The organism is Rhodoferax fermentans, from assembly GCF_002017865.1.
Taxonomy (GTDB): domain Bacteria; phylum Pseudomonadota; class Gammaproteobacteria; order Burkholderiales; family Burkholderiaceae_C; genus Rhodoferax; species Rhodoferax fermentans.
On sequence record NZ_MTJN01000002.1, the window covers coordinates 4086503 to 4100133 of the forward strand.

Annotated in this window: 14 protein-coding genes; 8 read left to right on the forward strand and 6 right to left on the reverse strand. The window is 59.9% G+C overall.

What is annotated here, in order from left to right:
* Positions 1-8 precede the first annotated feature (8 nt).
* Complete coding sequence (locus tag RF819_RS18985) at positions 9-308, reverse strand: RodZ family helix-turn-helix domain-containing protein (protein ID WP_078366401.1); 300 nt, start codon at positions 306-308, stop codon at positions 9-11.
* 125 nt (positions 309-433) lie between these two features.
* Here RF819_RS18985 and RF819_RS18990 point away from each other — a divergent pair, with 125 nt between their 5' ends.
* On the forward strand, positions 434-1096 hold the full coding sequence (locus RF819_RS18990; protein WP_078366402.1) for a DsbA family oxidoreductase: 663 nt from the start codon (positions 434-436) through the stop codon (positions 1094-1096).
* 50 nt (positions 1097-1146) lie between these two features.
* Here the strand turns inward: RF819_RS18990 and RF819_RS18995 are convergent, their stop codons facing one another.
* Together RF819_RS18995 and RF819_RS21940 are read right to left on the reverse strand one after the other, a co-directional pair.
* On the reverse strand, positions 1147-1491 hold the full coding sequence (locus RF819_RS18995) for a RidA family protein (protein WP_078366403.1): 345 nt from the start codon (positions 1489-1491) through the stop codon (positions 1147-1149).
* A gap of 104 nt (positions 1492-1595) precedes the next feature.
* Complete coding sequence (locus RF819_RS21940) at positions 1596-3359, reverse strand: methyl-accepting chemotaxis protein (protein ID WP_078366404.1); 1764 nt, start codon at positions 3357-3359, stop codon at positions 1596-1598.
* A gap of 422 nt (positions 3360-3781) precedes the next feature.
* On the opposite strand from RF819_RS21940, the gene urtA reads away from it, so the two are divergent.
* The 7 genes from urtA to RF819_RS19030 all read left to right on the forward strand — a co-directional run bounded on the left by urtA (position 3782) and on the right by RF819_RS19030 (position 10647).
* Positions 3782-5053 (forward strand): urea ABC transporter substrate-binding protein, encoded by a 1272-nt coding sequence (urtA, locus tag RF819_RS19005; RefSeq protein ID WP_078366405.1) that lies wholly within the window; start codon positions 3782-3784, stop codon positions 5051-5053.
* A gap of 157 nt (positions 5054-5210) precedes the next feature.
* Entirely contained in the window at positions 5211-6782 is a 1572-nt protein-coding gene (urtB, locus tag RF819_RS19010; RefSeq protein WP_078366406.1) for an urea ABC transporter permease subunit UrtB, read from the forward strand.
* Between the two features lie 14 nt (positions 6783-6796).
* A complete protein-coding gene (gene urtC, locus RF819_RS19015) occupies positions 6797-7924 on the forward strand; it encodes an urea ABC transporter permease subunit UrtC (protein WP_078367070.1) in 1128 nt (375 codons plus the stop codon).
* Complete coding sequence (gene urtD / locus RF819_RS19020) at positions 7921-8802, forward strand: urea ABC transporter ATP-binding protein UrtD (protein ID WP_078366407.1); 882 nt, start codon at positions 7921-7923, stop codon at positions 8800-8802. Before urtC ends, urtD begins: the two co-directional genes overlap by 4 nt.
* 553 nt (positions 8803-9355) lie before the next feature.
* Positions 9356-9541, forward strand: a complete 186-nt coding sequence (locus RF819_RS21160) for a hypothetical protein (RefSeq protein WP_143541770.1) — start codon at positions 9356-9358, stop codon at positions 9539-9541.
* Positions 9542-9547: 6 nt separating this feature from the next.
* Positions 9548-10240, forward strand: a complete 693-nt coding sequence (urtE, locus tag RF819_RS19025; RefSeq protein WP_078366408.1) for an urea ABC transporter ATP-binding subunit UrtE — start codon at positions 9548-9550, stop codon at positions 10238-10240.
* 50 nt (positions 10241-10290) lie between these two features.
* The gene (locus RF819_RS19030; RefSeq protein WP_078366409.1) at positions 10291-10647 is read left to right on the forward strand and encodes a sirohydrochlorin chelatase; all 357 of its coding nucleotides are present in this window, start codon (positions 10291-10293) and stop codon (positions 10645-10647) included.
* Between the two features lie 3 nt (positions 10648-10650).
* Here RF819_RS19030 and RF819_RS19035 read toward each other — a convergent pair whose 3' ends face one another.
* Genes RF819_RS19035 through RF819_RS19045 form a run of 3 tightly spaced genes read right to left on the reverse strand, consistent with a single transcriptional unit; the run spans position 10651 to position 13611 of the window.
* A complete protein-coding gene (locus tag RF819_RS19035) occupies positions 10651-11331 on the reverse strand; it encodes a type 1 glutamine amidotransferase domain-containing protein (RefSeq protein ID WP_078366410.1) in 681 nt (226 codons plus the stop codon).
* Positions 11332-11371: 40 nt separating this feature from the next.
* A complete protein-coding gene (locus RF819_RS19040) occupies positions 11372-12406 on the reverse strand; it encodes an NADP-dependent oxidoreductase (protein ID WP_078366411.1) in 1035 nt (344 codons plus the stop codon).
* Positions 12407-12450: 44 nt separating this feature from the next.
* Entirely contained in the window at positions 12451-13611 is a 1161-nt protein-coding gene (locus RF819_RS19045) for an iron-containing alcohol dehydrogenase (protein ID WP_078366412.1), read from the reverse strand.
* Between the last annotated feature and the right edge of the window lie 20 nt (positions 13612-13631).

Below are 13631 nucleotides of genomic sequence, written 5' to 3' on the forward strand. Positions count from 1 at the left end.
GCTTGGCCTCAGACTGGTGGCGCATCAGCGCCGTCGTCCGCTGCCACAGCGGCCTTGCTGACCAGGGTGAACACCGGGTGCTGGTTGGTCAGCAGCAGAAACATGGCAAAGATGGGGCCTGGCATGTTGCGTGGGTCAGTGGCACTCTCCAGCGCCTGCCAGGTGCGCGATTGTTGGCCGCCCCGACTGCCCGGCTGCACCGGGTAAGCCATCAACAACGCGGCCTCGACCTGGCTCAAGCCGGCCCGGGTGCGCGCCGCCTTGAGTTCTTCACCTGTGGGGTCGGGCATAAGAAGGGGCTGGGTCATGGGTTTCCTCTGTGAATAACTGGGGTGGCGTAGCCGGTGGGTGCGGGCCCTGCAAGCACCTTGGCCAAGTCAGGATGACGTGGCGCCCTGCGCACAAGCAGGCCGATTGTGTTAAACCTACGGCCATGAACGCTACCATCAAAATTGATTTTGTCTCCGACGTGTCGTGCCCCTGGTGCGCGATTGGTCTGAAGTCTCTCGAAACCGCGCTGGACCGCCTGCAGGATGAGGTCCAGACGGAGATCCACTTTCAGCCGTTTGAACTCAACCCGGACATGCCGCCCGAGGGCCAGGACATCACCGAGCATCTGAGCCAGAAATACGGCTCCACACCCCAGCAGCTGGAACAGGCCTCAGAGGCCATCCGGCAGCGCGGCGCTGACTTGGGTTTTGAATTCGGCATGGGCAAACGCGATCGCATCTACAACACCTTTGATGCCCACCGCCTGCTGCACTGGGCCGCGCTGGAAGGGCCAGCGGGCTCGCAACACGCGCTCAAGATGGCGCTGTTTTCCGCCTACTTCACCGAAGGCTTGAGCCCGGCTTCCCATGAGGTGTTGTTGCAAAAGGTGGGTGAAACGGGGCTGGACACCGAACGTGCTCAAGCCATTCTGGCGAGTGATGAATTTGCTGCCGAGGTGCGCGAGGCAGAACACTTCTACACCAGCCACGGCATCCGCTCGGTGCCGGCCATCATCCTCAATGACAAGCATCTGATCTCGGGTGGGCAACCACCCGAGGTGTTTGAACAGGCCTTGCGGCAAATCGCCGCAGAGTTGGCCAGGTAAGCTGCCCCGCCGCAACCAGGCCAGGTGCTGGGCTGCGGTCTGGCACCCACTCACACAGCAGCGGTCACCACCACCTCGATTTTCCACGCCGGGTCGGCCAGCGCCGCATGAACGGTGGCACGCGGCGGTGTGTGACCGGGTACCACCCAGGTGTCCCAGACTGCGTTCATGCCAGAGAAGTCGGCCAGGTCCGCCAGGAAAATCTGGGTCATCAAGATCTTGCTCTTGTCACTGCCAACACGGGCCAGCAGCGCATCCACAGCGGCCAGAACCTGCGCCGTTTGCCCCTGGATGTCCAGGCTGGGATCGGTGGGTACCTGGCCGGCCAGGTAGGCCGTGCCATTGTGGACCGCCACCTCTGAGAGGCGACTTCCAACATCCAGACGTTTGATCATGTTTTCTCCATAGGTGCTTGTTTCAAAACACCTGGAGTTTATTCATTGGTCCAACTGCTGCTGGGTCTGAGCCAGGGGGTGCTGATCAACAACCTGCATCCGAGTCAAAACGTTTCCCAATCCGACTCCGCCCCAGCCGCCGCCTTGGCAGGCGCCGGGTTGTTGCCCAGCGCGGGTTTGGGCGCTGTAGGCTTGCCAGCTGCCGGTTTGACCGAGGCCGCCAGCTTCTTGGGGGCGGGTGCCGCCGCTGCTGCCTTGTGCCCCAGCGAGGGCGCACGTGGTGTGATGTCACGTGGCGGGCGTTGGGCCATGGACAGTGCCTGGCCATCGGTCTTGAACACCGCCACCGCTTGTGCCAGCTGTTCGGCCTGATCACGCAGGCTCTCGGCAGCGGCCGCACTTTGCTCAACCAGTGCTGCATTTTGCTGGGTCATCTGGTCCAGGTTGCCGATGGACTGGTTGATGCCCGAGATCTCACTGCTTTGTTCACCCGAGGCGGCGGTGATCTCGCCAATCACATCGGCCACCTTGCGCACCGATTGCACGATGTCGTTCATGGTGCTGCCCGCGTCCGAGACCAGTTGGGTGCCGGAGGCCACTTTGGTGACCGAGGTGTTGATCAGCATCTTGATCTCTTTGGCGGCTTCGGCACTGCGCTGGGCCAAAGAGCGCACCTCGCTGGCGACCACCGCAAAGCCTCTGCCCTGTTCACCAGCACGTGCGGCTTCCACCGCCGCGTTCAAGGCCAGGATGTTGGTCTGGAAGGCGATGCCGTCGATGACGCCGATGATGTCGCTGATCTTTCGGCTGCTGTCGTTGATTTCTTCCATGGTGCTGACCACCTGGCGTACCACCGCCCCACCACGCTCGGCCACGCTGGAGGCGTTGGCGGCCAGGGAGCTGGCCTGGCGGGCGTTGTCGGCGCTGAGTTGCACGGTCTGGGTGAGGTGGTCCATGCTGGAGGCGGTGGCCTGCAGGTTGCTGGAGGTTTGTTCGGTGCGTTGGGCCAGGTCGTTGTTGCCTTGGGCGATCTCAGAACTGGCGGTGGCGATGCTGTCGGTGCTGTGGCGCACCTGGTTGACCATGGTGCCTAGCGAGGCGTTCATGCTCGAGAGCGATTTCATGAGGTCACCAAATTCGTCACTGCGGCTGGTGTCGATGGCCATGCTGAGGTCACCCTGGGCGATTTTGGCCGCCAGGTCGTTGGCAGTATCCAGCGGTTGGCGGATGGAGCGGATGAGCCAGGCGGCACCCACCAGGATACCAACCACCAGCAGCAGCATCATGGCACCGGTGAGGTAGATCAGGTTCTGGGCGCGGTGGGCAAACTCTTCTTCGGTGGCCAGGAAGGACTTTTCTTGCAGGGTGACAAAGTCGCGCTGGGATTGCTGGTAGGCCTGCATGGCGGGCTGGAAGCTGTCTTTCACAATGGCTGCGGCCTGTTCGGGGCGGCCTTCGGAGCGTTCCTTGACGGCAGCCGTGCGTGCCTCGATCATCTTTTTGCGGTTGGCCGCGATGACTTTCATCTGTTGGCGGTCGTCATCGGTGAGTTCGTCGTCTTCGATGGTTTTCTGGATCTTGCTGATCTGGGCGGTGGTGTCGGCCATCGCTTCTTTGAGGCCCGCTTCGAGTACCGGGTCATTGCTGAGCATGAGCGCCTGAGTACGTGCGGCATTGGTTTGCGTCAGACCGGCCCAGCGCAAGGAGGCTTCGATCCGGCTATTGAGTTTGTGGAGCACCTGCGCGCTCTGCGCGCGGTCTTCGGCGGTGCGGTAGGCCGTGTAGCCCACCACTGTCACCAAGGCCAGCACAATGAGCAACACCGACAGCCACAGCTTGGTGGTCAGGCGCAGGTTTTGAAGGTTCATGATTTTTCCTTAACAAATGAGGGATGGGCTGCACAAAACCCCTGACTGGCACGCAGATGCTGTCATGGCAACTTGGCCCTTTGAATAAAGCACACGACCAGCAACTCGCGCGTCCGTGAAGTCAGTACTGTGGTACGGCACGGTGACTGTCTGATGCATGTACTCACCTCTTTTAAAAACTACAAACATTAATATTTGTCAAAATTATACATAAATTGTAATTTTTTGCTTGCTGATTAGATTTTTGAAGGGCGTTCAACACCCCAAGGGGTATGCAACAGACACGACGCCCCATACGCCACAAGGCGTATTTCCCAAAGCCGCAGGCTTGCCTAAAGTCCAACCATCGCTGCAGAAAAGCCCGTTTTGTTACGTAGGCCAACCACAGCGACAACGGTTTCATCAACTTTGGAGTAGCCCACATGTCACTTTTGAATTCACGTCGTTTCACCCTCAAGGCGCTGTCGGTCGCCGCTGCGTTGTCGACCCTGTCTGCCCTGCCCGCACTCGCAGCTGACACCATCAAGGTCGGTGTGTTGCACAGCCTCTCAGGCACCATGGCGATTTCTGAAACCGTGTTGAAAGACACCGTGCTGATGGCGATTGACGAGATCAACGCCAAGGGCGGCGTGCTCGGCAAGAAGTTGGAGCCCGTGGTGGTGGACCCGGCCTCCAACTGGCCGCTGTTTGCCGAGAAGACCAAACAACTGCTGGGCCAGGACAAGGTCGCTGTGATTTTTGGCTGCTGGACCTCGGTGAGCCGCAAGTCGGTGTTGCCGGTGGTCGAAGAAATGAACGGCCTGCTGTTTTACCCGGTGCAATACGAAGGTGAAGAGCTGTCCAAGAACGTGTTCTACACCGGTGCCGCACCCAACCAGCAAGCTATCCCTGCCGTGGACTATTTGATGAGCAAAGACGGCGGCGCTGCCAAACGCTGGGTGCTGCTGGGTACCGACTACGTCTACCCGCGCACCACCAACAAGATCCTGCGCGCCTACCTCAAGAGCAAGGGCGTGGCTGACAAAGACATCGACGAAAAATACACCCCGTTTGGCCACTCGGATTACCAAACCATCGTGGCTGACATCAAGAAATTCAGCGCTGGTGGCAAAACCGCCGTGGTGTCCACCATCAACGGTGACTCCAATGTGCCCTTCTACAAGGAACTCGGCAACGCTGGCCTGAAAGCCAAGGACGTGCCAGTCGTCGCCTTCTCCGTGGGTGAAGAAGAGCTGCGTGGTGTGGACACCAAGCCACTGGTGGGCCACCTGGCCGCCTGGAACTACTTCATGAGCATCAAGAACCCGACCAACACCGAGTTCATCAAGAAGTGGAGCGACTACGCCAAGGCCAAGAACCTGCCCGGCTCTGACAAACCTTTGACCAACGACCCGATGGAAGCCACCTACATCGGCATCAACATGTGGAAACAAGCGGTCGAAAAAGCAAAGTCCACCGATACCGACAAGGTGATTGCCGCGATGGCCGGCCAGACCTTCAAGGCACCAAGCGGCATCGTGAGCAAGATGGACGAGAAGAACCACCACTTGCACAAGTCGGTGTTCATTGGTGAAGTCAAGGCCGACGGCCAGTTCAACGTGGTCTGGAAAACACCCGGCCCGGTGAAAGCCAAGCCATGGTCTCCGTTCATTGAAGGTAATGCCGGAAAACCGGATGAGCCTGCTAAAAAGTAAAAAAGGCAAAAACTCCCTCTCCCTCAGGGAGAGGGCCGGGGTGAGGGCAGGCATGACAAGGCACACAACGAAGTGAAAGCCACGCGTCAACCCTCACCCTCTCAGGGAAATTGCAGCGTGGGCATGGGCCACCGTGCCCACTCTACAGGTTCTGACCATGTTCAAAAAAATACTCCTATCCACTTTACTTTTGATAGCTGGAAGCGCTTATTCCATAACGGCTGAAGAGGTCAAAAGCATCACAATCGGCGAAACCGACAGCCGCGTCGAGGCACTGGCCAAAGCCATGCTGGCGGCCGACGACAAGACAGCAGCCTTTCTGCAAGCCCTGTCGGACGACGCTGTCAAAGTGGCAGGCGACAAGATTCTGGTGATCCAGGGTGACAAGGTGGTGGATGCGGTCACACAGGCCGAAGTCCCCCTGCCCGATGACGCCGAGGACGTGATCAACAACAACCGCATGCGCGGTGAAATTGACTCAGCGCTGGCGGCGCTCAAGTTGTTCTCCAAAGACGATAAGGTCCGGGCGGCGGCGGTCAAACAATTACAAAGCGACGCGGACGAGACCAAGCTGCCGCTGATCGAAAAAGCCTTGGCCACCGAGTTAAACACCAGCATCAAGGACCAGCTGAATCTGGTGCGCGCTGCCGCTCTGCTCGGTAGCGCCGATAAATCAAAACGCCTGGAAGCCGCCCAACTGCTGGCCACCAGCGGCCAGGCAAATACCAAGACCATGCTGCTGGCCCGGCTGGAAAACGAAACGGATGCCGAGGTCAAGGCCGCTCTGGGTGCAGCGCTGCGCCAGGTGGAATCTGCCCTGGCCTGGGGCGACAAGCTGGGTGCACTCTTCAGCGGCATCAGCCTGGGCTCGATCCTGCTGCTGGTGGCACTGGGCCTGGCCATCACCTACGGGCTCATGGGTGTGATCAACATGGCGCATGGTGAGTTGATGATGATTGGCGCCTACGCCACCTATGTGGTGCAGGGCCTGTTTCACACCTACCTGCCCGGCGCTTTTGACTGGTATCTGTTGGCGGCGGTGCCGGTGGCGTTTATGGCCTCGGCGCTGATGGGCGCGCTGCTGGAACGCAGCGTGATCCGTTTCCTCTATGGCCGCCCGCTGGAAACGCTGCTGGCCACCTGGGGTATCAGCCTGATGCTGATGCAGCTGGTGCGCAGTGTGTTTGGTGCGCAAAACGTGGGGGTGGAAAACCCGTCTTGGATGAGTGGCGGTGTGCAGGTGCTCGGCAACCTGTCTCTGCCCTACAACCGGCTGATCATCATCGGTTTTGCCATTTTTGTGCTGGGCAGTGTCGCCTGGCTGATTGGCAGGACACGCCTGGGCCTGTTTGTGCGTGGTGTCACCCAGAACCGGCCGATTGCGTCCTGCATGGGGGTCAATACCGCAAGGATTGACACCTACGCCTTTGCCCTGGGCTCGGGCATTGCCGGGCTGGCTGGCTGTGCGCTGAGCCAGGTCGGAAATGTCGGCCCAGACCTGGGCCAGGGCTACATCGTCGACGCCTTCATGGTGGTGGTGCTGGGGGGGGTTGGGCAACTGGCTGGCACCGTCTACGCCGCACTGGGTCTGGGCATTCTGAACAAGTTTCTGGAAGGCTGGGCCGGTGCAGTGCTGGCCAAAATCGCGGTGCTGGTGTTCATCATCATCTTTATTCAAAAGCGTCCGCAAGGGATTTTTGCGATGAAAGGCCGCTCAGCGGAAGCTTGATCATGAGTGCCTCTATGAAACCTGTTGTCTCCTTGCCCTCCCCTGCCCCCTTACTCAGTCGCACCGGCTGGGCAGCCTTTCTGGTGGCGTTGATCGTTGTCTGTGCGGTGGCGCCGGTGCTCAATCTGCTGGTGCCAGCAGGCAGTCTTTTCCACCTGAGTGACTACGGCGTTGGGCTGGTGGGTCGCATCATGTGTTACGCGATCTGCGCCTTGGCGATGGACTTGATCTGGGGCTTTACCGGCATCCTGAGCTTGGGCCATGGTCTGTTTTTTGCACTGGGTGGTTACGCGATGGGCATGTACCTGATGCGCCAGATTGGCCTGGACGGCAACTACAAGAGTGAACTGCCCGACTTCATGGTGTTCCTGGACTGGAAAGAACTGCCCTGGCACTGGACCTTTTCCGACAGTTTTGTCGCCACCCTGTTCCTGATCATCGCGGTGCCCGGGATCGTGGCTTTTGTGTTTGGCTACTTTGCCTTTCGCTCGCGCATCAAGGGGGTTTACTTTTCGATCATCACCCAGGCCATGACCTTTGCCGCGATGCTGCTGTTTTTCCGCAACGAGACCGGTTTTGGTGGCAACAATGGCTTCACCGACTTTAAACGCATTCTGGACATCCCGGTGGCCACACCCAGCATGCGTATGACGCTGTTTGTGTTGACCGGTATCACACTGCTGGGCTTCTTTTTGATGGCACGCTGGTTAATCAACAGCAAGTTTGGCCGGGTGTTACAGGCGGTGCGTGACGCCGAAACACGTGTCATGTTCAGCGGCTACAACCCGCTGGGTTACAAACTCACCATCTGGACCATCTCGGCCATGATGTGTGGCGTGGCCGGTGCGCTGTATGTGCCGCAGGTGGGCATCATCAACCCGAGTGAAATGAGCCCGGCCAACTCGATCGAGATCGCGATCTGGGCAGCCGTCGGTGGACGCGCTACCTTGATCGGGCCGATCCTGGGTGCCTTCATCGTCAGTGGTGCCAAGAGTTGGCTCACCGTAGCCTACCCAGAGTTCTGGCTGTATTTCCTTGGCGCGCTGTTCATTGGTGTGACGCTGTTCCTGCCCGATGGTGTGGTGGGGCTGGTCAAACGCCTGGCAACAACGGCGGCCGCCAAATCAGGAGACAAGGCATGACCCCCGAACTGATGGAGCAAAACGCGCGTCACGCCGAAGCCTACCGCGCGGCGCACCCCTCAATCAGCGGCAACACCGAGTCCGGTGGCCGCGAGGCAGGCTTCTCGCGCTTGGCCGTTCCCGGCGAAGTCGACGTGACTCACGGGCGCATCCTGTATCTGGAAGACGTGAGTGTGAGTTTTGACGGCTTCAAGGCCATCAACAAGCTCAGCCTGGACATCGCCCCCGGTGAGCTGCGCTGCATCATCGGCCCCAACGGCGCTGGCAAAACCACCATGATGGACATCATCACCGGCAAAACCCGCCCGGACGAAGGCCGCGTGTTCTTTGGCAGCACCATCGACCTGCTGCGTTACAAGGAGTCCGAAATCGCCCAGATGGGTATTGGCCGCAAGTTCCAGAAACCCACGGTGTTTGAACAACTCAGCGTGTTTGAGAATCTGGAACTGGCGCTCAAAACCAACAAGGCGGTGGGTGCGTCGATGGTATTCAAGCTGGACTCCGCGCAAAGTGACCGGCTGGCCGAGGTGTTGCACACCATCCACCTGAGCGAGTGTGTGTCGCGCCAGGCGGGTTTCCTGAGCCACGGGCAAAAGCAGTGGCTTGAGATTGGTATGTTGCTGATGCAGGACCCCAAGCTGCTGCTGCTCGACGAGCCCGTGGCGGGTATGACCGACGAGGAAACCGAACGCACCGCCGAGCTGTTTTTGTCACTCAAGGGCAAACATTCGCTGATGGTGGTGGAGCACGACATGAGTTTCATCAACACCATTTCGGACATCGTCACGGTGTTGTGTGATGGGTCGGTGTTGGCGCAGGGCACCTTGGCGCAGGTGCAAAGTGATGAGCGGGTGATTGAGGTGTATCTTGGAAGGTAGTGCTTTGTCTTTGTCAGACGGGCTTGCCCTGCCGGGCGGGTGTCGGGATATGCGCCCGACTGCGCAGCTGGTTTTCTCCATTTCGCCTGAGCGGCAAGCGGTTGCCGGGATGTGCGCCCGGCTGCGCACTCACTTTCTTTCGTTTCGCCGAAAGAAAGTAAGCAAAGAAAGGGCGACCCCACTGTCTGCGACCCGAAGCAAAGCTTCGGGCAACCTGAGTGATGCAGGTTTGGCGGGGAACCGCTCGAACTCGCTACGCTCAGACAATCGCGGTTCTCTTTCCCGCCAAACCCGCGCCACTCAGGCGCATACAGAGGGGACCCACAGAATACCGCTCGTGGCGCATGACGCCACATTGCGCGTGCACCCGACCGCTGGAACCAACCAGCGCTGCAATGCCCGGCTAGGCCGGGCGAGCAGTGCTGCGCAGGGCGCCGTGGTGCGTCGGCGAGTAGCGCAGGGATGGGCGGATCAGGGATCGCGATTGTGTGAGGCGAAGCCGAGTTCGAGCGAGACCCCGCCCGGAACGAGCAACGCAGCGTACCGGCACCCCGTGCCGGGCGACGCATTCGGCTCGCTTTTCTTTTGGGCACTTTTCTTTGGCGAAGCAAAGAAAAGTGCCTCGCCCGCCGGGGCGAGACCCGGCCAACCTGCGCAGCAAAAATCAATAAAAAACACCAACCTGACTTCGCTCGCCGCAGCAACACCAGGCCTGCGCAACCAAGAACAAAAAGGATAAAGACAGATGCTGAATGTCACCAACATCAACCAGTACTACGGCGGCTCCCACATCCTGCGTGATGTGAACCTGCAAGCCGAGCTGGGCAAAATTACGGTGGTTTTGGGGCGCAACGGTGTGGGAAAAACCACATTGCTTAAAAGCCTGATGGGCCTGATACCTATTAAGACAGGCGCTATCGAATTTAATAACAAACCAATTCAGAACGCCACCCCCTTCGAGCGTGCGCGGGCCGGTATTGGTTTTGTGCCGCAAGGACGTGAGATTTTTGCGCGCCTCACGGTCGAGGAAAACCTGCGCATGGGTCTGGCCTACAAACCGGCCAGCACACCGATTCCACCCGAGTTGTTCGAGCTGTTCCCGGTGCTCAAACAAATGCTGCAACGTCGCGGAGGTGACCTGTCTGGCGGGCAGCAGCAGCAGCTGGCCATTGCGCGCGCGCTGGCGGCAGGCCCCAAACTGCTGATGCTGGACGAACCCACCGAGGGCATCCAGCCCAGCATCATCAAGGACATTGGGCGTGTCATTCGTATGCTGGCGGACCGAGGCGACATGGCGATTGTGCTGGTGGAGCAGTATTACGACTTTGCCCAGGAGCTGGCCGACCACTATGTGGTGATGGAACGCGGCGCGGTGCGAGCCCAAGGACTGGGCCGCAACATGGAGGCCGACGGCGTCAGGCAAATGGTGGCGATTTAGCAGCCAAGCGACAGCTTGGGTACCATGGCGTTTTCTGGTACCCACCTCTTATGCACGCCACCCTGCTTTTTGCCCACGGCTCACGCGATCCGGCGTGGCACCAACCCCTGCTCAACATCGCTCAGCGCATGGGTGAACTCTCGCCCGGTACCTGTGTACGTTGTGCTTTTCTGGAGCTGACCCAGCCCGACCTGCCCAGCGCCGCCGCCGAGGTGGTGGCACTGGGCGCCAGCCACATCACCGTGGTGCCGATGTTCATCGGTGTGGGCAAACACGCCCGGCAGGACTTGCCGGTGCTGATGGCATCCCTGAAAGACACCTACCCGCAGGTTCAGTGGCGGCTCAAACCCTCCGCAGGCGAGGAGCCTGCGGTGATTGACTTACTGGCCCGACTGGCCCTGGCGTGAGGGTCAGCTAAGCGCTTGCAACAAGGCCTTGGCGGCGGGTTCTGATGAGGCCGGGTTTTGACCCGAGATCAACAAGCCGTCGGTCACCACATAAGGCAGCCAGTCTGCGCCTTTGGAGTACGCCCCACCGTTGTGCTGGAGCATGTCTTCCACCAAAAATGGCACCACATCGGTCAGGCCCACCGCAGCTTCTTCGCTGTTGGTGAAACCTGTCACCGATTTGCCAGACACCACCGATTGGCCATCCGCACTCTTGGGGTGGCGCAACACCCCCGGTGCATGGCACACGGTGGCCACCGGCTTGCCAGCAGCCAGCATGGTTTCGATCAACTGGATGGACAGCACATCTTCGGCCAGATCCCACAGCGGGCCATGGCCACCTGGGTAAAACACGGCGTCAAATTCCTGTGTGGACACTTCCGAGAGTTTGAGTGTGTTTGCCAGATGTGCTTGCGCAGCGGGGTCTGCCCGGAAGCGATGGGTGGCTTCGGTTTGTGAGGCCGGGTCATCACTCTTGGGGTCCAGCGGCGGCTGGCCACCCAGGGGCGAGGCCAGCGTGATCACAGCGCCTGCGTCCTTGAACACGTAATAGGGTGCGGCGAACTCTTCCAACCAGAAGCCGGTTTTGGCACCGGTATTGCCTAATTTGTCGTGCGAGGTCAAAACCATCAGTATTTTTTTCATGTGTTTCTTTCAGAGAGTGAAGTTGGGAGAAGTTTCTGTGTCAATCTTTGGCCACGCGGACAATCAGCTTGCCAAAGTTCTTGCCTTCGAGCAAACCGATGAAGGCCTGTGGCGCGTTCTCCAGCCCGTCAACAAAGTCCTCACGGAATTTGATTTTTCCTTGGGCCAGCCATTGGCCCATCTCCTTGGCAAACTCCGGATAACGGTGCCCGTAGTCGTCAAAAATGATGAAACCTTGCATGCGGATGCGTTTGGTCAGCAAGGTGCGCATCAACAAGGGGCTGCGGTCTGGCCCGTCTGGCAATTGGGTGGCGTTGTAGTTGGCTATCAACCCACAGACAGGCACCCGTGCCGACGTGTTGAGCAGCGGCAACACCGCGTCGAACACTTTGCCTCCCACGTTCTCAAAGTAGACGTCAATGCCTTGCGGGCAGGCCGCTGCCAGACGCGCTGCAAAGTCCGGGCTCTGGTGGTCAATACAGGCGTCAAAGCCAAATTCTTCAACCGCTGCATTGCACTTGCTCGCGCCACCAGCGATACCCACCACGCGGCAGCCCTTGAGTTTGGCAATCTGCCCCACCACGGAGCCCACGGCCCCGGTGGCGGCGGCTACCACCACGGTTTCCCCGGCCTTGGGCGCACCAATGTCCAGCAGCCCCATGTAGGCGGTGAAGCCGGGCATGCCCAGCACCCCCAGCGCCAGTGAGGGCGCGGCCACGGCGGGGTCGAGTTTGGTCAGGCCACTGCCGTCCGAGACGGCATAGTCTTGCCAGCCGGTATAGGCCAGCACCCAGTCACCTTCGCTAAAGCCAGCATGTTGGCTGCTGGCCACGCGGCACACTGTGCCCCCCACCATGGTGGCGCCCACAGCCACCGCCGCGGCATAACTGGCGGCATCACTCATGCGTCCCCGCATGTAGGGGTCCAGCGACAGGAAAACGGTGCGCAACAACAGCTGGCCGGGACCGATGTTCGGCACGCTGGTGTTGGCCAGATGGAAGTTGGCGAGTGTGGGGGCACCCACCGGGCGAGATGCCAGTTGGATCTGGCGGTTGAGCTTGGCGTTTTGGGTCATGTGAGTCTCTTTTGGGATGAATGGGTGGGCTCAGATTGGCGGGCTTATAGCGCCGCCTCGAGCACACGTCGGCTGACTGCCAGGCTCACGTCACCGTGTTCACCCAGCTGGGTCATGCCATGGGCTTGTAATTGCGCCAACACCAAGTCAACGGCGTCCTGGCCCAGGCCATAGGCGCTGAGCCGGGTTGGCAAGCCCATGCGCTCGAAGAAATCGCGGGTGGCCTCAATCGCGGCGCTGATGCGCTGCTCATCGCTACCACTCTGGATACCCCACACACGCTGGCCATACTGCAGCAGCTTGTCGTGTTTTTGGGCGCGCCGCTCATTCAACATGGCAGGTAACACCACCGCCAGCGTTCGGGCGTGGTCGATGTTGTACTTGGCGGTGAGTTCGTGGCCAATCATGTGGGTGGCCCAGTCTTGCGGCACGCCAGCGCCAATCAGGCCATTCAATGCCAAGGTGGCCGTCCAGACCAGATTGGCGCGGTCGTCATAGTCAGGCTCCGATGCACTCAGCAGGCGCGGGCCAATCTCGATCAGGGTCTGCAGCAGCCCTTCTGCAAAGCGGTCTTGCACCGGCGCGTTGACCGGGTAGGTCAGGTACTGCTCCACCGTGTGCACAAACGCATCGACCACCCCGTTGGCCAGCTGTTTGGCAGGCAAGGTGTAGGTCTTGGTCGGGTCCAGAATCGCAAACTGCGGATACACATGGCGGCTGCGAAACGGCAGCTTGGCGCCCAGCGCATGGCGTGTGATGACCGCGCCGTGGTTCATTTCCGAGCCGGTCGCCGGCAGGGTCAGCACCACGCCAAAGGGCAGAGCCTGGGTGATGTTGCCACCAAATTTGAGCAGGATGTCCCAGGCATCTCCCTCAAAGGGCACGGCGGCGGCGATAAATTTGGTCGCGTCAATCACCGAGCCCCCTCCCACGGCCAGTAGGAAGTCAAAACCTTGCGCACGCACCATCTCAACGGCTTTCATCGCGGTCTCAAAACTCGGGTTGGGCTCAATGCCGCTGAAGGTGCTGTGGGTGCGTGCACCTAGAGCCTCACGCACCTGCGCCAGGGTGCCGGTTTTCTCGGCACTGGCGCCCCCCACCAGAATCAGGACTTTGGCCGTGGCAGGTACCAGCTGGGCCAGGTCTGCGATGCGGTCCTTGCCAAAAGCGATGTGGGTCGGGTTGTAGAAATCGAAGTTTTTCATGGGAATGGGTTGGTAGAAGT

What these genes read in the sequence shown, in the direction of transcription:
- RF819_RS18985 (WP_078366401.1), bottom strand. Translation starts at nt 308, where the DNA reads ATGACCCAGCCCCTTCTTATGCCCGACCCCACAGGTGAAGAACTCAAG.
- RF819_RS18990 (WP_078366402.1), top strand. Translation starts at nt 434, where the DNA reads ATGAACGCTACCATCAAAATTGATTTTGTCTCCGACGTGTCGTGCCCC.
- RF819_RS18995 (WP_078366403.1), bottom strand. Translation starts at nt 1,491, where the DNA reads ATGATCAAACGTCTGGATGTTGGAAGTCGCCTCTCAGAGGTGGCGGTC.
- RF819_RS21940 (WP_078366404.1), bottom strand. Translation starts at nt 3,359, where the DNA reads ATGAACCTTCAAAACCTGCGCCTGACCACCAAGCTGTGGCTGTCGGTG.
- urtA (WP_078366405.1), top strand. Translation starts at nt 3,782, where the DNA reads ATGTCACTTTTGAATTCACGTCGTTTCACCCTCAAGGCGCTGTCGGTC.
- urtB (WP_078366406.1), top strand. Translation starts at nt 5,211, where the DNA reads ATGTTCAAAAAAATACTCCTATCCACTTTACTTTTGATAGCTGGAAGC.
- urtC (WP_078367070.1), top strand. Translation starts at nt 6,797, where the DNA reads ATGAAACCTGTTGTCTCCTTGCCCTCCCCTGCCCCCTTACTCAGTCGC.
- urtD (WP_078366407.1), top strand. Translation starts at nt 7,921, where the DNA reads ATGACCCCCGAACTGATGGAGCAAAACGCGCGTCACGCCGAAGCCTAC.
- urtE (WP_078366408.1), top strand. Translation starts at nt 9,548, where the DNA reads ATGCTGAATGTCACCAACATCAACCAGTACTACGGCGGCTCCCACATC.
- RF819_RS19030 (WP_078366409.1), top strand. Translation starts at nt 10,291, where the DNA reads ATGCACGCCACCCTGCTTTTTGCCCACGGCTCACGCGATCCGGCGTGG.
- RF819_RS19035 (WP_078366410.1), bottom strand. Translation starts at nt 11,331, where the DNA reads ATGAAAAAAATACTGATGGTTTTGACCTCGCACGACAAATTAGGCAAT.
- RF819_RS19040 (WP_078366411.1), bottom strand. Translation starts at nt 12,406, where the DNA reads ATGACCCAAAACGCCAAGCTCAACCGCCAGATCCAACTGGCATCTCGC.
- RF819_RS19045 (WP_078366412.1), bottom strand. Translation starts at nt 13,611, where the DNA reads ATGAAAAACTTCGATTTCTACAACCCGACCCACATCGCTTTTGGCAAG.